The sequence below is a fragment of the Pseudoalteromonas sp. L23 genome, assembly GCF_021728455.1.
In the GTDB taxonomy this organism is placed as follows: Bacteria; Pseudomonadota; Gammaproteobacteria; order Enterobacterales; family Alteromonadaceae; genus Pseudoalteromonas.
The window spans coordinates 53,789-74,510 of record NZ_JAKKCW010000003.1 but is presented as its reverse complement, the minus strand read 5'-3'; the positions used below and the strand labels follow the sequence as shown (position 1 = coordinate 74,510).

General features: G+C 43.7%; 6 protein-coding genes and 1 pseudogene. 6 read left to right on the top strand and 1 reads right to left on the bottom strand.

The genetic code is table 11. The features are described from left to right. The first annotated feature begins 61 nt into the window (after positions 1–61). From L3V43_RS06915 to L3V43_RS06890, 6 genes and pseudogenes are all read left to right on the top strand, one after another. Complete coding sequence (locus L3V43_RS06915; RefSeq protein WP_237116371.1) at positions 62–2,212, top strand: DUF6351 family protein; 2,151 nt, start codon at positions 62–64, stop codon at positions 2,210–2,212. A 62-nt stretch (positions 2,213–2,274) separates the two neighbouring features. Beyond that, a complete protein-coding gene (locus L3V43_RS06910; protein ID WP_199539716.1) occupies positions 2,275–2,625 on the top strand; it encodes a gamma-glutamylcyclotransferase family protein in 351 nt (116 codons plus the stop codon). A 262-nt stretch (positions 2,626–2,887) separates the two neighbouring features. Continuing rightward, positions 2,888–5,224: a TonB-dependent receptor gene (locus tag L3V43_RS06905; protein WP_102057941.1), complete on the top strand. Its 2,337-nt coding sequence runs from the start codon at positions 2,888–2,890 to the stop codon at positions 5,222–5,224. A gap of 76 nt (positions 5,225–5,300) precedes the next feature. Beyond that, positions 5,301–6,428, top strand: coding sequence for an alkaline phosphatase family protein (locus L3V43_RS06900; protein ID WP_237116372.1), 1,128 nt, complete (start codon positions 5,301–5,303; stop codon positions 6,426–6,428). Continuing rightward, positions 6,425–7,503, top strand: a pseudogene (locus tag L3V43_RS06895) (alkaline phosphatase D family protein). The gene L3V43_RS06900 and the pseudogene L3V43_RS06895 overlap by 4 nt, the downstream one beginning before the upstream one ends. Before the next feature lie 198 nt (positions 7,504–7,701). Further along, positions 7,702–8,457, top strand: coding sequence for a hypothetical protein (locus L3V43_RS06890; RefSeq protein WP_237116373.1), 756 nt, complete (start codon positions 7,702–7,704; stop codon positions 8,455–8,457). Between the two features lie 287 nt (positions 8,458–8,744). Here the strand turns inward: L3V43_RS06890 and L3V43_RS06885 are convergent, their stop codons facing one another. Beyond that, entirely contained in the window at positions 8,745–20,720 is an 11,976-nt protein-coding gene (locus tag L3V43_RS06885) for an Ig-like domain-containing protein (protein ID WP_237116374.1), read from the bottom strand. Positions 20,721–20,722: the final 2 nt, after the last annotated feature.

Sequence of the window (20,722 nt, the reverse complement as noted above, 5' to 3'; positions counted from 1 at the left end):
GATCTAGTCCTACACTTATAATATCCGTTTATCCATTTGCCTAGCACTCGAAGGAGCTCATATGAAATCCTTATTTTCTTGGCTCATCACATTATTATCTTTGATTGTTCTTGGCGCTTGTGGCTATTGGTTTTGGCTAACGAGTGAGCAAGAAGAAATTTACAGTGTAGAAAGAATAGCAAGCAGCGAAAGTAATCCTATTCTTGAGTTTTATCCGCATATTTCAAAAGTTGACAGGCCCGTCGATACCTTCGTATTTCCGATTGCGCTAGGAGATATTGGTCCGAATACCAACCTATACTCTGGCCCTAACCAATATCCTTTTTACTGTATGACTCTGGACTCTGGCCTTGGTCAACCAGAAATAGATAACCACTCGGGACTCGGTGTGCCGGTGATGGATGAGCAATCAAATCAAGTACTTGGTTTTAGTAAAGATTGCATGGCAAAAACGCGTTTACGCTACTTTGCGATAACTTCTGACAACCAAATCAAGCCGCTAGACGAAAGAAATAAAGCGATAGACACAAACTTACTGTTACGCGTTGAGCAAGGCACCATCAATCGCTTCATTTACACTATCGTTATGCCAATTACAGTTGACGAAGTGGGTGATAGACAGGCTAAGTCTCAATGGAATAACCGGCTTATCTACCAATTTAATGGCGGTTCAGGGATTGGCTTTAGACAAGGTAGGCAAAAACCGGAGCGTGTAATAGATAGACAGCTAGAGCAGTTAAAGCTTGGCTACGCAGTTATAAGCTCTAGTGGCAATAAAACCAGCTACACCTACAATATGTTACTGGCCGAAGACACTGCAAGACGGGTGAAAAAGCAATTTACTAGTTTATACGGAGAGCCACTCTATACAGTTGGGATTGGAGGCTCTGGCGGTGGGCTCGCTCAATATTTGATTGCACAAAATAGCCAAGGGATCTTAGATGGCCTTATCCCACTTTATAGTTACCCTGATATGATCACCCAAACCACTTACGCGTTAGATTGTGATTTACTGAATAATTACTTCACCTTTAGAGCCAATGACAGAAAAGCATGGCGTGATTGGACCCGCCGCCGCCATATTGAAGGCATGAATGCAATCAACGACTTTCCGCAACGAGCTGGTTTTTTACAACCACTCAACCAATTAATGTCCGGGTTTGTGCCCTCCTTTCCTGACGGCAATAGTGAATGCATCAATGGTTACTTTGGATTATCTACTTTTATTAATAATCCGAGGCAAGGGTTTTTAAGGGCCTTTTTTGAGGATGAGGTAGTAGAGAGAACAAACTGGAGTTACTGGCAAGACATGGCCAACGTATTTGGCACGGATCAATCAGGCTTAGGATTAAGCACTTGGGATAACGAAGGCGTTCAATATGGACTAGAAGCATTAAAGGCTCAGCAGATCACGATGGCTGAATTTATTGATCTCAACAAAAAAATAGGCGGATGGAAGCCCCAAAACCAAATGCAACAAGAAGAAATTGTATTACCGTTTGGCCACAAAGTACCTATTTGGCTCACTCTTTGGGGTAATCATAATATCACCACGCCAGATGATAATGGTATAGCACCAAGGCACAGCGGCAGCCTTGCGGCGATGGAAAAAGCGTATCGCTCTGGACAGGTATTTATTGGCAAGGTTGATATCCCTATTATTGATGCCAGACATTATCTTGAGAACGAGTTAGATATGCATCATATGTCTGCTTCATTTTATACTCGATTGAGAATGTCCGCCGCTGATTCAACCCCAGAGAATCAAGTGATTTGGGTTGCACATCAAGCGTTTAATCCAACTCAACTCGCATTTGAAAAAATGGATGAATGGTTACTCAACCTCAAAGCGCAGCCGAATTTATCCGTTACAGACGCAAAACCGAAGACACTTGCTGATACGTGTTTCGACGAACAAGGTAAAGTCATCGCCAGCGGCAACGCAGTGTTTAATGGTATCTGGAATAACCAGCCGCAAGGAACTTGTACCGCCAGATATCCAATGTTTTCTACCAGCAGAATTCAAGCTGGTGCAAACTGGGCTGGTGATATATTTAAGTGTCATAAAATTTCGATTGAAGCGGCGCTCGCGCAAGGGATCTACGGGGATGTAGATATCTCAACACAACTCACCACACTTAAACAAATTTACCCTAAGGGCGTATGCGATTATAGCCAGTCCGATATGGGTAGACCGCAAGATCTTGATTGACCATGAAAATGTCGCAGCTTAGACTTAAAACTTACAGGAGAGCAACGGATTAGAATTAAGTGATGCAAGCATTATTTTCGTACGGCACACTGCAGCAGGAGCAAGTGCAACTTGATACATTCGGCAGACGATTAGAAGGCGAAAAAGCGGTACTTTGTGGATTTAAAATTGGCCAAGTTAAAATAACAGATCCCGCTGTTATTGCCAGTAGCCAAAAGGACATTCATCCCATTTTAATCACGACAGGTGATGCAGAGGATAAGGTAGAGGGCACTGTATTTTTAATCACGGAAGCTGAATTAGCTCATGCAGATGGGTACGAAGTGGATGAATATCAGCGCATTTCGGCAACGCTAAGATCGGGAAAAATCTGCTGGATTTACTCGGCGGCTCCTAATGCCCAATTAATTTAGTTCCCAACTAATCCTCGAGTTATTCGTTGTGAATAACTCCGCTTTTCCTTTGCTTGCTATTCAGAGCCACTCTCAAATGTAGATTTTACGTCCCACGAATAAAATACAAATATGCCCTGTGTCTTAATTCTTCCTGTGTCTTAATTCTTTAAACTTTTATTAATTGAACGTTCAATAAAAATGGCCTGAATTGTCATAAAAGCTCCCCATACTTGCGCCGACTCTTTCAGCGATCACAATTAACCTAGAAGTTGGAACAATTATGAAAACGCAGCGCAAGCTAAATCTGATCACTACCGCACTACTATCCACCCTAGCAATTAACGCCTATGCTAACGATGACAAGACTAAAGACGATAAAGTCATTGAAGAAGTTACGGTTGTTGGACAAAGTGTTTCCTTTGCAAATAACGCAACAAGTGACGAAATGAGCAAGCAACAGTCTGCTATGACATCGGCTTTGGCTGTTATCGATAATTTACCTGGTGTACTCATCAACGAAGGGGATACTTTTGGTTCTGACGACTGGTCAACCACCGTTTCTATTCGTGGCTTTCAGCTGAGTTTAGACGAGCAGCAAATCGGTATTACGGTTGATGGCATTGCCAATGGTAATTCAAACTATGGTGGTGGTGCGAAAGCAAACCGCTACATTGATACTGAAAACTTGGGTGCAGTGCAAGTATCTCAAGGTACCGCTGATATTGCCTCACGCTCCAATGAGGCATTAGGTGGTACACTTAACTTCACTACCATTGACCCCACTGAAAAGAAAGGTTTAACGCTGTCTATCACCAGTGGTGACTTTGAAGCGCAAAAGTACTTCGCTCGTTATGAAACCGGTGAAATAATTGAGAATACCTATGCTTGGATCAGCGTTTCTAGCTCAAGCAACTCAGACTGGATCCAACAAGTCGCGAATAATGAACGCGACCATTTAGCCGCTAAAATAAAACACCAAAAAGGCCCGCTGACGGTAAAAGCTTATGCATCTTATGACGATGTGGTTGAAGCAAACTACCAACGTGTAAGCCAAGAACAATTTGAAGCAGATCCAGCATGGGATAGACTAACGGATACTATCACCGGCATTCCACATATAGACCAAGTATACCGCAATGGCTGGCGTACGCACCGCGAAAACATTTTCGGCTACATAGAAGCAACCTATGAACAAACTAATTGGGCACTAACGAGTAATGTCTACTATCACACCAATGAAGGTCGTGGTGATTGGGTTCCTCCCTATTTAGTTGATATCAACAACGACGGATTAAATCAGCCTCATTCAGAAGTAACAGGTACTGCGCCTTATACTGGCGGTAGTCCTATCGGACGCATTTACTTCGTTGATAGCGAAGGTAAAGCACTAAAACCAAATGCAAAATGTACCTCAAGCCTGACTTTCCCATACGGTGGTGCTGACGAAGAGTATGACCCAGCATGTTATGGTGCAGGCGCCATTCCGGTAGGCTCTTACCGACATACGCACTACGGTAAAGACCGTCTCGGGATCAATGCTGATTTTACTTTCTACGGCAAAATTGCCGATATGGATAACACCATTCGCGCAGGGTTTTGGTATGAAGACTACCAACGTGAAGAATGGCGAGATTGGCACAAGCGTATTGATGCTCGAGTCTCTGCTAATTTTGATCATACGCCATATTGGATCCAATATAGCCGTGAGTTTAATGTCGATACAACCATGCTCTACATTGAGGATGAATTAGACTTTGGCCTAGCTCGACTGCGTGTTGGCGCTAAGAAATTCTTGGTCGAGTTAGAAGGTGTCGACAAGTTTAGTGGTCAAAAAGTGGCGCTAGACTCAGACTCTGACGCATTACTAAGCGCAGGGATCGTCGCCCCCATGCCAATTGAAGGCCTAGAATTATTTGCAGGCTATGCCGAAAACTTTGCAGCTATAAAAGACAACGTACTAGAACGCGAAGCCTCTGCACTTGAACAAATCGAGCCTGAAACTGCTGAAAACATTGATTTAGGTTTTAGGTATTCATCTACCGAATTTAATGCCAGCCTGACCTATTATGATGTAACGTTTGATAACCGAATTAGTTTTATAGCTCCAGATTCACCAGATGGTATTGATTATCTGATTGGCACAAATGGTTCATACGTGAATGTTGGCGGTATCGAGTCGAACGGTTTTGAAGCTTCTGCAACTTGGTATGTAACCAACAGCTGGGGTATTTATGCATCATATACATATAACGACTCCATCTACACGGGTGGTTTGAATGACTTCCCGGCGGGTAACACAGTATTTGGCTCCGCAGAAGATTTAGCCGTTATTTCTATTGATTGGGCTGAGGGGCCATATTTCGTGGGTCTTTCAACGAAATGGGTGGGCGAACGTTACATAGATGCAAAGAATACTCAAAGAGTCGATAGCTATATGACTTCAGATTTTTATGCCGGTGTTGCGATTGATTCACCACTATCTGGTGTTGAAAATATGGAGCTAAGGTTAACTATCAATAACCTAACCGATGAAAGTTATATGGGTGGTATTGCTGGTCAATCTGCATGGATAGGTGCTCCACGCACCGCTGCTGTGAACTTTAAGCTCACTTTTTAATAATAAAGCCAAGTAAATAAGGGCACTTCGGTGCTCTTTTAACACCGATACGCCCTAATGTGGATTGGGAGATAAAATGAAGCGTGCAATGTGGTTATTCATACTCACTTTTAGTGTATTTACTCAAGCAAAGCAAAGTGATCCGAACCTTATTCTGGTTACAATAGATGGTGTTAGATGGCAAGAAGTTTTTTACGGATTGGATAATCAGTTAGTTACCGATAAAGAATCAACAAGCGATCCAAAAGCGCTAAATACACTTTTTCAAGGACACAACGCTCAACAAAGCCGTGAAAAGCTAATGCCATTCTTATGGCAATACGTGGTCGAAAATGGCGTCATTCTCGGCGATAGAAAACAAAACTCAACAATGCGAGTTTCCAATCCATGGTATTTTTCATACCCGGGTTACAACGAAGTAATTACTGGTATTGCCGATCCCAATATTGACTCTAATGACAAAAACCCGAACCCAAATATATCGTTTCTAGAATGGCTGCAATCTCAGCCTAGTTTCGAGCCAAATCTTGCCGTGTTTGGTAGCTGGGACGTGTTCCCTGCGATTTTTAATCGTGAAAGGAGCAAATTGCACATAAACGCTGGATTTGAAATTGCAAAACACACAACTAATCCCAAGCTGCAATTTTTAAATGAATTACAAGAGCAAGTTCCGAGCCCTTGGTCCTCTGTGCGCTTAGATGCCTTTACGTATCAATATGCAAAAGCCTATCTTCAAACCCAAAAACCAAGAGTGATGATGCTAGCACTGGGCGAGCCAGACGATTATGCGCACGGTGGAAACTACGACGAGTACATCAAAAGTATTCACCGTGCTGATAAAATATTGGCCGACTTATGGCAAACCTTACAAGCAATTCCGCAATACAAAAACAACACCTACCTACTCATTACTACCGATCACGGCCGAGGCATGGATCGTGAGGATTGGAGACATCATTCATCAAAAGCAGCGATTGAAAAGAACTACCCCAGCATGCTTGAGAAGCAGCCTGCGGGGATCGTAGGTTCTGAGCAAGTTTGGTTTGCAGCAATCGGACCCAAGATAAAAGCCAAAGGATTAGTGATCCCAAAGCAAGAGCAAACCTTGTCGCAAGTTACCGCGACTGCACTTCAATTACTTGGGCAAAGTCCTTCTACCTTTAACCCCAAGATAGCACCACCGCTTGAAGGCATAGCGCAATGACCAAACTAAAACGACCTAAACTCTCTGAGCGCAAGCGTTTCACTTGCCTAATGTTATTTCCTTTAATGGCGTTTGTTGCAATGAACGTGTATGCAAACAAGCAAGCCCCTTTGTCAACAATTCTCTTTGGTTCATGTTCTCATCAAGATAAGCCTATACCTATATTAGCGGCAATTAATAAAGAGAACCCAGAGCTATTTATCTTTCTCGGAGACAATATCTATGGTGACACCACGGATATGGATGTGCTTAAGAAGAAATATGAAAAGCTTAACGCAAACGCGGGTATACAAGAACTAAGGCAACAATCTCAAGTTATCGCCATTTGGGACGACCATGACTACGGTGAAAATGACGCAGGTTTGGAATATTCTCAAAAAGAAGCCTCACGAAAGATCATGTTAAACTTTTGGCGTGAACCTGCAAACTCTTTGCGACGCACTAGAGACTCCGGAATTTATACCTCGTATGAATACGGCCAAGGAAATCAGCTAATTCGCGTCATTATGCCCGACTTGAGATGGAACCGACCGGCGTTAACGTCAGTATCAAAATCAGATTACGACAACAAACGTAAGCCAAAAAATAGGGAACCGTATAGCCCGGTTCTAGATGCGAGTATGCTGGGTGAGCAACAGTGGCAATGGCTTGAGTCTGAGTTAAAAAAACCTGCCGCTATTCGAATTATTGCCTCTAGTCTACAAATATTACCCGAGTTTACTGGGTGGGAAGCTTGGGCCAACTACCCTACTGATAGAGCACGCCTTCTGAACTTCATCACGCGCGAAAAACTTGGTGGCGTTATCATGATTAGCGGTGATACACACTGGGGTGAAATTTCGAAGGTAGTACATCAAGGCTACCCGTTTTGGGAAGTCACCAGCTCGGGGCTTACAGAAGAGTGGAAACAAGTCAGCCCAAATCGGCACCGAGTGTCTGGGTTTACTCATGATGTGAACTATGGGTTCATCGATATTGATTGGTCTCAATCAGATCCCACAATCACAATCGGCTTAAAAATGTGGAAGGTAAAGAAGTGATGTCAAATATGCTTAAGCTATCTGATATTCAATAAATGCCGCCAGTTAAGTCGTATACCTCCATTGTTTCTTCATATTTACGCAGTAATATGACAGCGTTTTTATCTAGGAACATGGAGGTTCCCTTTCTACTTTGCATCACAACAAATTGTTATAAATTGTTAAACCCTATTCTAGAAACATTAAAATAGCGCTACACTCTTTTTGCACATATTGAAGAAAAGGAAATATTCGTGAAACGAGCCAGTGTTTTATCGAGCTGCATTGCTTTAGCATCACTAATTGGTTGTTCAACTGAATCAACACAATCAGATGTAGTAAAAACAGAAGGGATTTGGGCGGATATTCGTGTTACTTCAAATGGTGAAGGCTCCGTAGTTGTTACTGAGTTCAATTTAAACAACAGTTCCGGCGCAAACATCATTCTTTCTGAAGGTGATAGTGTGGTTGCCGAACTAGGAAACGAAAAGAAGCAATTAGAAAAAGATGACGACTTATTTGATGTCGATTATCAAGGCTATTTTACAGCGACCGAAAAAGACACTGAGTTAACTCTTGAGTTTCTTCGAGATAAAGAAGATGAAACGCTAACCTCCAAAGTTAGACTTCCTACTCCAATTAAACTTTACTCTCCTGTTTCTGAACAGTTTAATCGTAATGATGATCTTTTAGTCGAGTGGAAACCGGAAAGTGACATAAATACCACGTTACTTATCAGCTTAAACTCAACTTGTATAGCGAATAATGGCGCTTCACATTTTGTTAATTTTGAGTCTGAAATCTCTGAGTCTAGCGGCCAATATAAAATCCTGTTGGGTGAATTAACTGGCTTTGATAACGAAGCACTGGATAAAACTAAACCGTGTGAGACAACAGTTAAGTTGTTCCGTATCCGAAAAGGTACTATTGATAGCAAGTTTAAACCCGGTAGTCGAATTAATGCGATTCAAGAAAAAGAATCTGAAGAATTCAAAATTACTTTAAATTAGTTTATTAGCGTAACTTACCCCTCTTCTAAAAGTTCGTTCGAATAACTAGTCTAGAGTAAACATAGCCCAAAAGCTCTCGCAAGAGAGCTTTTTCTTTAATGTGTATCCCACTTCTTATCCGCACTTTCCGATTCAAAGCAGCTGAAGATTTCCAAATAAGCTATTGAAGAGACTTACCTCGTATCAAAATGGCTCCATCATGAAACAAGCTGCACCGAGTGACAGCCAATATAAAAAGGCCTCAACATTTAGTTGAGGCCTTTTCAATGCTAAAACTGCAGTTAAGCTTAAAAACGATAGCTCAAATTAAGAGCTAGGTCATTTACATCATTTGCTGAAATGAAATAATGGCTATAATCGACTCCAAGTGATAATGATTCACTTAACTGATAGTGAACACCACCACCTATGTAACCGCTAGTACCGCTGTCTTCATAACGAGTGGAAAATTGACCATCCCGAACGCTGTTAATCTTGTAATCCCAATTAAATGCGCCCAAGAACATCTTCCCTACAAATTTGTCTGCAAATGGTTTTGAATAATTGAACTGCAACGCAAGACCCTCAGGCAAGACAGGAGCAACTCGTGCCAAAGTCATTTGGCTTTGTTCAGGATCAGCACTTAAGCCCGAAAACTCAACGCGACCTTGGCCAAGATCGATATAACGAAGTCCAATATGCCAATTGGGTATTAATTCGTAAAATGCGCCTATCGACCAACTGCTACTTTCCTCATCTAAGTTGACAACGTTTAGCTCAGTAGAATTGATTTCACTGTCTGCATTTGACTGCCCAAATGTCGCCTCTAACTCCCAATTACTTGCCTGTGCCTGTGTTGTTAATAAACAACTACTACTCACCAATGCAAAGGCAGGTAAGAGTGATTTTCTGCGGCGAATCACCACCGCGCTGATTAATAGTATCAACATTCCTCCCATAGTCCCTGAGGACTTGTTAGTTATTGATGTAACTTGTTTCACCGCTACAGTGACATTTACTTGGCCTTCAGCCGTCGCACCAAACTCATCTTTAACAACATAGTTAATTGTATCTGTACCTTCAAATCCCGTTTTTGGTGTGTAGCTCAACGTACCATCGATATTGACGGCCACAGAACCTTGGCCTGCTGTTGCAGAAACAATGCTTAGCACGCCACCTTCAGGGTCACTATCATTTGCAAGTACATCAATGATAATTTTTGAGCCATTTGAGGTTGCCGTATCGTTCGCAACTTGTGGTGGTTGATTAGCAATAATAGAAACCGTTGCGGTACTATTACTCGATCCCCCCTGACCATCAGTGACACTATATTGGATAGTAGCATTACCCATAAATGCAGCTGGTGGTGTGTAATTTAATTGATTATTTTCTATACTAACCACACCAAAATCAACGCTTGCACCAGTTATGGTGAGTGCATCATTATCACTGTCCGTATCGTTTGCAAGTACGTCAATAACAATAGTTTGCCCCGAAGCAATTGTCACACTGTCGGCGTTAGCTATGGGTTGTGCGTTATCCGTAATTGGTACTGCAACTCCACCAGGATCAACAATACTGCCATTGGCAATACCATCGTCATCGTTTGGACCACCATCAACTATACGTAGTTGCACACACCAGTCACCATCGCTAAGACCAGCAGTCCATTCGTTACTTCCAGGAGGTGGACAGAAGCCAGGTTCACCTTGAGTTGAAAGCAACTCGTTCCCCTCTCCAATCACAAAGTCTTGCCACTCACCACCAATTAGCTTGCGATACATCGCATTGAATGGAATTGGTTTACGCTGAGGTAAAACGATACTATACACATCACCAGGCTGTGGTAACCCCGTCGCAATAAAGTCAAACAAACCACCTGCATTATTTGCATCCGGATCTGAAGGTAACTCAGACTCTAACAGCTGTAAGCCACCCGTATTGTTCTGCGGTACAGTTGCACCTTTACGTAAGCAGACACCAGGGTCACCTTCCACCAAGAACTGATTTGATTCTAATGCTTGTTCTTGCACCACATTACAATCGGTGATCGCATCCATGAAGTCAGGAATACCATCACCATCCTGATCGACATAGCCTTCTTGATCATCAGGAATTAAATCCCCATCAGTATCTTCTCCGGACAATAACCCTAATGACGGAACAACCTCAATAAACACGGTTCGAGATGTCGACAAACTTGGGCTAGCATTATCTTCTGCCGTAACCCCTACTTTATAAATACCCGTAGGTACATTTTCAGGGTTAAACTCAAAGATAAATGGATCATCCGATGTATTGACTAACACTGCATCTGGCTGCCAACTGACACTCACTTGATCATTTGGATTAGGATCAGCAACCAAAGCTTCTATGGTAACCACATCATTAGAGGCGGTAATTAGGCTACGCTCTTCACCACTTTGCTGCACGACTGCCGTTAAGCTTGGTGCCACATTCTGCTCAACAATTGTTACTGTTGAAGTGGATTTAGCGCCTATGTTAACTGAGTCACTCAAGGAAATCACAATGGTTTCGTTATCTTCACTTATACCATCAGCAAAGATATTAAAGGTGATGGTAGCACTAGTACCTGCGTTTATTACCACTTCACCCGACTGCAAATCGTGATCACTACTATCGGCTGTACCAGTTACGGTATAAGGCACCGTTACTGGGTAACTTGGTGCTGTGCCATTTAGATACACCTTCACAGAATGACTACGATCTTCGGCAACTCGACTATCTTTTTGCAGCGAGATCAGAGGATTGACGTTTAGATTTTGGCTCGCAGTCGCTTGTTGTCCTTGATTATCAGTTGTCTGCCAATAAACAATATGTTTACCAGGTGCAAAGATAGGAGTACCTCTAACCAAAGATACTGGCAGTGGGTTTCCTGAGCTATCTGTAGCGACAGCAATACCAAGGTTCACTTTTGTGAATAACCCAGTTGCATCCACTGTTAAATCACTTGGCGTAGTGATTGAAGGAGCATTGCCGGTGCTTGTATTATTAATCGTAATACTTGCATTAGCCTTTGCTCTGGCTTTACCTTCATCTTCAATCATATAAGTAACAACAATTGGCCCTTGTGTATTTTGCACAGCTTGGTAAGTCAAGGTGTTATTTGAAATAAACACAGAGCCTATCGATGCTTTTGCACCTATAATTCTTAGCGTTCCGCCATCTGGATCACTATCGTTGCTCAAGACTGGCAGAACATACTGATTAGAAGCCACAGCATCGAAGGTGAAACTGTCATCAACGGCAATAGGTGCATCATTTACGGAAGTTACTGTCATCGTGACTGAAGCCGTATTTGACTTAAATTCACCGTCTGACACAGTGTAAGTAAATACATCGGAACCATTAAAGTTTGGCAATGGTGTATAACTAAACACGGTGCCTTGAATTTGAACTGCACCATTTTGTGGCTGCGACACTAACTCCATTGTTAATGCATCACCATCTGGATCGCTAACATCTGCTGAGAAGCTTGTCGTTCCATCTTCAAGCACGCTTCTTTGCATATTGTTTGCAATCGGCGCTGCATTAACTGCCTCAACATTGATTTCAAATGCAGGTAAGCTTGCTTGCAAGGCACCATCGCTTACACTAACGACAATATTGCTATAAGTACCTACATCTTCTCTAGTCGGCGTCCCCGCAATATTACCAGAGGACGTATCAAAACTTGCCCAAGCTGGTAAGTTGGTCACAGCAAACGTCAATGTTTGAGAATCTACATCAGATGCCGTCGGCGTAAAGCTATATGCTTCGTCTTGTTTAACACTTGTTGATGGCGTACCTGAGATAACTGGAGCGTCATTCACAGCGTTTACCACTATGCTGAACGCAGGCAACGATACATCAGCTTGGCCATCTGACACCGTAATAACAATACCGCTATATGTGCCATCTTGTCCTTCAGTAGGCGTACCTGTAATAGCCCCTGTTAAATCGTTGAAATTTGCCCAAACTGGAAGGTTTGTGACGCTAAACGTTAAACTATCACCATCTGTATCCGTCGCCGTCGGTGTAAAGCTGTATGCATCATCTTCATTGACAGAAGTTGAAGGCGTTCCTGAAATAACAGGCGCATCATTTACTGATGTCACGGTGAGATTCACTGTAGCCGCGTTTGAAACTAGCCCTTCAGTATCTTGTACCGTATAAGTAAAGCTATCATTGCCGAAGAAATTAGCATTTGGTGTATAAACAATATTACCTGTTGTGAGTACTTGTAGTGAACCGCCTTGAGGCTGACTAACAATAGCAACACTTGCGACATTGAGCTGGCTATCTACATCCGTATCGTTACCCAATACGTTGATTTCAATGTTGCCATCTTCAAGTAATTGAGCCGTATTGTTAACAGCAACTGGCGCATCATTAACTGCTGTGATATTGACTGTAACCGTCGCCGGATCAGAACGCAGCCCTTCACTATCTTCTACGGTATAAGTGAAGGTCAATATACCATTTTGGTCTTGTTTTGGAGTGATCGCGAGCACACCATCCGAACCAACTGTAACGGTTGCAAGGTCGTAGTTACCTGCACCATCGCCTTTATCTTCAAGCGCAATATCCGAACCATTAAAACCTTGGTCTTCAACATCAGAGTCATTTGCAAGAATTGCCAATGTTGTCGCGGTATCTTCGTTTGTTGTTACCGTGTCATTACCCGCTATAGGTCGGTCGTTTACAGCGCCAATATTGACGGAAATAGTCGCAATATTTGACTTCCCACCCTCACTGTCAAGAATCGAGTAAGTAAAGCTATCACTCCCCGTCTCATTGGCATTTGGTGTATAGGTAATAGTGCCATTATTCAAGTCTATTGCCGCTTGACCTTTACTGGGCTGAGACTCAAGTGCAATAGTACCAGTTGGGTTGGTATCTTCGACATCCGTTGCATTTGCTCTGACGGGCAATGCTGAAGTTGGCGTGTCTTCGTCTATATTCGGTGTAAAGTTAGCCGCGATTGGTAAATCATTTACAGGTGTAATGGTTATACTAACCGTTGCCTCATTAGATTCAGCCAGAGTCGAGTCTTTAACCGTATAAGTAAATGAATCCGAACCATTTTCATTCGCGGTTGGCGTAAAGGTCACTACCCCATTAGTAACGCTTAACTGTCCCTTAGTCGGTTGAGTTTTGATAGTAACCGATGAGGCAACCATGTTGTTTTCAGGGTCACTATCATTAGCAAGCACATTCACTGAGTTTGAGGCATCTTCAAGCGTAGTCAGCGTATCATTCACAGCCGTTGGTGCGTCTTCAATCGCGTTCATATTGATTGTTACGGTGTACACCGGTGAGCTGGCATTAGCACTGTCTTCAACATGATAAGTGAAGCTATCGGTATGATTCTCACTCCCCCCATGAACATAACTAAAACTACCATCGGCATTCAGGGTTAACGTACCGTATTGCGGATCTGTGTCTTTTACTATCGTTAGACTATCGTTGGAATCGAGATCATCGTCACTCGCAAGCGACAGTAAGCCATTGTTGAAGTCCCGCGTTAATGTTGCGCCTTCATCTATAGTGAAGCTAGTGCTTTGCCCCGTTGGCGCATCATTGGTATTAACTACTTCAATATTAAATGCTGTGAGTGTATCGCTATCCGTTCCATCGCTCACCGAAATTTCAATATTAGAAGTCGTGCCAACATGAGAGTCATCTGGAGTACCTGAAAGTTTACCCGTTTGCGTATCAAATGTTGCCCAACTTGGTTTATTCGTAATACTAAAGGTATGAGTATCGGCTGTGTCAGAATCAGTCAAGGTCGGCGTAAAGTCGTATTCACTGTCTTCATTGACGCTCGTTGCCGGTGTGCCTGTAAGCACAGGGGCAACATTATACTTTTTAGTGACGGTGTCAGTTACTGCACTCGATTCATTCCCAGCGTTATCAGTTACAGTAACAGATAACGTCAATGTTCCTTCGTTTAATGAGGTGACATTAATTCCAGTCTCTTGGTGGGTAGTACCCGTTATAGATATTGCACTTGAGCTAGTTACTGAACTGCTACCGTCTGAGATTTCATAAGTAAAACTACCCGCTGATTCCAAGCCCGTTAATGTGAAGCTAAATGCAGTTTCATTACCTGCATTGATTAAATCTTGGTCAATCTCAGCTGAAATCCCACTTGGTGCAGAGTTGTCTAGCGTGACTGTCGTGCTCGCTGCGCTTGAGGTATTGCCTGCAGCATCACTTTGCGATGCCGTTACCGTCAATGTGCCATTGTTAAACGTACTAACATCAAATTCTGAGCCACTTATTGTCCATTCGCCGGAACTATCAGCAGTGACAGTACGATCCAAACTATTCGCACCATCATTGATAGTGACAACTACGCTATTTCCAGCTTCCGCTCCCGTTCCTACTATCAAAACATCATCATCTTCTGATGCATTTATTAAATCATCGCCTTCTATAGGCGTTGTGATCGCAGGTGCTGAAGGTGCTGAGTTATCCAATGTGATCGTGGTGCTAGCTGCACTTGAGGTATTACCTGCTGCGTCACTTTGAGTAGCTGAGACAGTCAATGTGCCATTGTTAAACGTACTGACATCAAATTCCGAGCCACTTATAGTCCAGGCCCCTGAGCCGTCCGCAGTGACCGTTCGATTAAAACTATTTGCACCGTCATGAATAGTAACGGTTACACTATTACCCGCTTCAGCGCCCGTTCCTACAATCAGCACATCATTATCTTCCGCCGCATTTACTCGGCCATCACCTTCAATTGGTGTCGTAATTGCCGGTGCTGAAGGTGCTATATTATCGAGTGTAACAGTGGTACTTGCTGCACCAGAGATATTTCCTGCTGAATCTGTTTGCGTCGCCGATACAGTTAATTCGCCATTACTAAATCCGCTAACATTGAACTCACTGCCACTGATAGTCCAGTTCCCGCTACCATCGGAAGTTACATTTTGATTCAGCGTTGCTGAACCGTCAGTAATACTCACGCTAACAGTCACGTTAGCATCGGCACCAGAGCCAGCAATCAAGACATCATTGTCTTCAGCGGCATTAATTTGACCATCCCCCTCAATTGGAGTCGTAATACTAGGCACTGAAACACTCGTATCAATGACTATTGATAAGCTATTGCTATTGGTAATATTACCGGCGGTGTCCGTTGATCGCGCTGTGATTGCGTGCGTACCACTGGTCATCGCCGAACTAGGAGTAATAGTCCATGCACCTCCCGCAGCTGTGGCTGAACCAACAACGCCATCAAGATCAGAAATTAGTGTCACTGTGTCGCCCGTAGATGCACTTCCTGTGAATGTGGGCGTTGTATCATTAGTAATGTTATCTGCATTTGAGGAGCCGGTATCACTCCCAGCGGTCAGATCTGGCGTGCTTGGCGCGGTAGGGGCTGTATTATCGATCGTTACGCTTAAAGCACTAGAGCTACTACTTACGTTCGTGCTCGCATCCGTGGCGGTCGCAAAAATCGAATGTGATAACCCAGCAGTCAACGGATCCGTTGTAATTTGCCAATTACCACCAGTTGCTGTGCCAGTACCAATGACCGTGGTACCTCCGCCTACCTGATCACTATATAATTTAACCGTCGCCCCGCTCTCAGCAGTACCACTGAAGGTTGGAGTAGTGTCATTGGTAATGTTGTCTGAGCTTGAAGCCCCAGAGTCTGAAGCCGCATCCAAGTCTGGTGTCGATGGCGCATTTGGGGCCACGTCATCGTTGACTGTTATCGTGAATGACTCTTGATAACTTGCGGTTCCATCACTCGTTTGAATACAAATAACATAGTCACCCGGAGATGTTGATGCTTGCGTTTGTAACGTAGCTCCTGAAAATTGGAAACTGCCGTTACCCGTATTTGCGCTACATGTACCACCATCGCTACTGCCAGCCGTAACCAAGCTATAGGTATGACTGTCACCACTTTCCACATCTGTGGTGCTGGCTGTCGCCACGGTCGCAGCAGTTCCGGTATTCGATTGGTCTATGCTTGTTGCTGTCAATGCAATATCGGTAGGGGCATCATTTACAGGAGTAATAGTAACTGCGGCCTGATTTGTACCAGTACTGTCTGCCGTACCATCATTAAAGGTATAGTTAAGTGTTACAGATGAGCTTGGATCCTCAGAGCTGTTACCATAGCCAATTGATTGCAATACATTATCCACTAGAGCAGAAGTAGCACTGCTGTTGAAAGTGAGTACCAGTGTGCCTGCAGAGTTAGTTGTTACTGTACCGACCTCAGTGCTATCGTAACTTAACGTGCCTCCCTGAGTCAGCGTACCAAGCAACCCTGTGTTACTAAAGATATCTTGACTGTTAGCGCCACCTGAGCGTGAGATTGTTAGCGACGCACCATCATAGTTACCATTTCCGCTATTAAGTGCGTCAAGTTCAGTATCTGAAATGGTTACATCGCTGTCTATCGCAATCGAAGTTCCATTTTCAGTAAAGGTATTACCACCATTTAAATTACTAAAGGTAGGCTCATCATTCGCAGCTTCAAAGGTGATCACTGTATCACTGCCAGAGTCAGCGACCGTAAACGCAAGATCGTTCCCTGCGGCATTCGTGAGCGAAATACTTATTTCTGGGTTAACAAAAGTAGTAGCGTTGGTGTCCACCTCCAGCGTACTAGTACCATTAAAGCGAATATTGCTGGTTGATAATCCTGTTATACCTGTAATTGTTATCTTATCTCCGATGCTAAGATCGGCTATTGTGTCACCATTTAAGTCACTTTGCGCTCCGATAAAATTATCGTTACCATCGTTACCTGTCATGGTATCTGTACCGCCGCCAGGACGTATAGTGTCTGCACCACTACCACCTGTGATCGTATCAGAACCATCCAAATCTGTTGCCGTTATTTCTAGCACATCACTAGAAAAGGCAGAAGCGTCTATGACTAAGTCTGACGTGATTGCACTGCCGCTGGCATTTGCAACCGATACAGTTTGACCGTCGGCATTAAAGTTATCAGTAAGGGTGATCGTTGCTGCGCTATTGGTGCCAATTGAAATGCCTTCAACAGCAGAAACCGAGGTGGTCGAGAAGTCAAATTCTCCACCATCCATAAGTTTTAATGTCTCACTGCCCGCCGCCCCTGAAATCGCTGTTGCAAAATCACTCAGATTGGCCGTATCAATCGCAACAGTTGCACCACTTGATAGACTAAGGTTTCCTATATTGAAGAATCCACCTCCAGTTACATCCGCACCATCTGACGCTAAAACAAGATCTGCTACGTTCGTGTCACCAGTTAAATCGCCAGTGTAGGTGCTACCACCGATATTAAACGTTACAGCATCATCGCTCGACGTTGCAGAAACATCAGTGGTACCGTTACTGATGGTAATAGTCCTAGTATTGCTAGAATCGTCACCAACACTATAAACTTCAACCGAAGAGAAGGTTGTGATATCCCCATCACCAGAAATATTGATAGTTTCTGATCCAGCTGCTGAAATATTACCAGTAAAACTTTCATGTTGAGCTACTGTCATGGAAACAGACGCGCCGGAGGCTATCGTTAAATTACTGACCGCGTTTATACTTGCTGCCGTAATATCAGCACCAGAACTTAAAGACAAAGTATCGGCAGTGGTATTTTCGCCAGTAATTGTTCCAGTATAGGTAAGCGAACCTAAATCGAAGGTAATTGCATCTGAAGTTGAAGTACCAGTAACAGAATGACCCGCACTGCTCACGGTCACCGTTCTTGAATTGGTTGAATCATCGGATAAAGTATAATTTTCAAGCGCTGAGACCGTTGTAATATCACCATTGCCAGAGACAGTTAGAGAATTAGTGCCGTCGCCAGAAACCGAACCAGTAAACGATGACAACTGAGATACTGAAACTGTTGCAGAGCCACCAGTTGCTACAGAAAGGTTTTCAAAACCGCTTACTGACGCGCCTGCGATATTTCCGCCATCACTAATTGAAAGCGTATCTGTACCACTGCCTCCTGCTAGAGTACCAGTAGCTGTGAATGTACCAACATTTACGGTGTCGTCACCACTGCTGCCTGTCACACTTTGCCCAGCAGCGCCAAGCGTAAAGGTATTAGCCGCTGAAAGTATGTAAGTTTCAATTGCACTGTTACCTGTTAAGCCATCACTCACATCACTGATTGTAATCGTCTCGGTTGCCGCTGCTGTGATTGTTGAGAAGCTGTCATGCTGAGCTTCCGTCATAGTGACTGACGCATTATCACTTAAGGTCAGTGATTCGAAACCGCTGAGCGTAGCACCACTGATGTTTGCACCATTATCTGCTTGTAGAGTATCTGTGCCTGCGCCAGCTGCGAGCATACCTGATGGCGTAAACCCGGTTACATTAACCGTGTCATCCCCGCTGCTACCCGTCACATTTTGTGCTGCTGCTCCCATGGTAAAGTTCATTGCAGCGCCTAACACATAGGTTTCAATATCGCTATCACCGGTTAGGGTTTGATCTCCATCAGCGCTAGATATTGTAAATTGGTTTGTACCTGAACCATTGATGGTAGTAAACGCATCATGCTGCGCTTCGGTCAGCGTTAAAGAACCGTCATTGTCTGGGGTTAATGTTTCAAAATTAGCTAGCGACGTAAAGTTAGCTAGATTAGAGCCAGTTACTACAAATAGTGTATCGGTACCTCCGTCCCCATCCGCAGTTGAGCCAGCAATATGGCTAGTATCAGCAATCGTCAGTGTTTCATCGTCGCCAGTAAAGGTGATTGCTGGAGATAAGTTTGCGCCGTTTGTTGTATTAAAACCGGCTGCGACACTGCTCGCAGCAGTAACATTACTTACGGAAATAGTAGCTGTACGAGAAGTGCTATTATCTGTGCCATCATTTATAACAACAGTTACGGTTCTTGCGGTTTCGTTGGGAGTACCGGAGGTATTGTTGTAAGTGATCGCCTGTAGGAACGTTTGCACTTCTGACGCTGAAGCAGTTGCACCAGTTATAGAAATTGTATCTTGTAGCGAAATATCAGAAGAACCCGAAATTCCCGTCAATGCATCTTGAGCGGATGCACTGACATTCAGGCCTTCAGATGCACCGTCTTGATCGTTGGTAAGACTTACTGTTATGGTGGTAATTGTGTCGCCATCAGCTTCCGTCACAGCAGCATTCGCGGCGATATTTACCGCACCACCACCTTCAGAAAATGAAGCACTACTATTATCGCTACCACTCGTTGAATCTAAATCAACTGCAGGAGCGGTGTTAACCGTCGAGAAATTAAAGGTAGTATCGTCACTGATCCCCGCAAAACTGTTTCCCGCAGAGTCATCAACAGCAGTTGCATCAATACGAATGGCGTAGTTGCGATTACCGGTTAGGTCATTAGTAGGGTTTATATAAATTTTATCATTTGTAATGCCAATACGACCTGCACTTGGGCTAGTCGTCGTACCGTCGCTTTCTGTCGCGACATCAAACACTTCAAAATCACTACTACCACTGACGTCACGAATAGTAATGTTACCAGTTCCAAGGGCTATATTTTCGTTGAAGTCAATAGTAATATTACTACTTCCTGAGACCCCTGTCGCATTGTCATTCGGTGTTGAGTTTCCACCATCGAACGTAGGTGCAACCTCATCGATATCTGTAACCGTAATGGTAATATTTTGTGCAGCCGTGTTGTTGCTACTTCCACCGTCATTGGCAGTAACCGTAATATTGTAAATATTGTCGCCGCCATTGTCTCCCGGCGATTCATAGTCCGGTGCAGTCTTAAACGTGATGACACCAGAGCTTGAGTTAATATTGAACTGCGAAGCGTCTGTACCGGATAAGGAGTAAGTGATCCCTGAGTCATTGCTACCGCCATCACCATTGTCAGCATTAACATCAAGCACTGTGCCCGTGTCATTTTCTGCAAAGTTAGTCGATGCGCTGCTGTTAAAGGATGGAGGATTATTACTAGGTGTTCCAGGATCCCAACTACAAAGCGGAGCGTTGGCATTACAACTGGCCTCGTCTGGAAAGCTGGAACACCCTCCGACACCCGTACATTGTAAAAACTCAAGCCGTCCCCAATTTGGATCGCGCGTGACCGTAATGGCTTTGCTAGTTAATCTTGACTGTACATAATCGAACGCTTGCTGATTGACCGTTGTATCAGCCACTACGCCTTGTAGCGCCTCTGCATTTGCTAGCGTTGATGAAGCCACTGCCACAGGCAACTGAATAGCAGCACTGCATAGCAATGCGGCCTTAATATGGGTTTGTAGTTTATTGTGCGTAAATACCATTGCGCTGTTATATTCTGTATCCATAG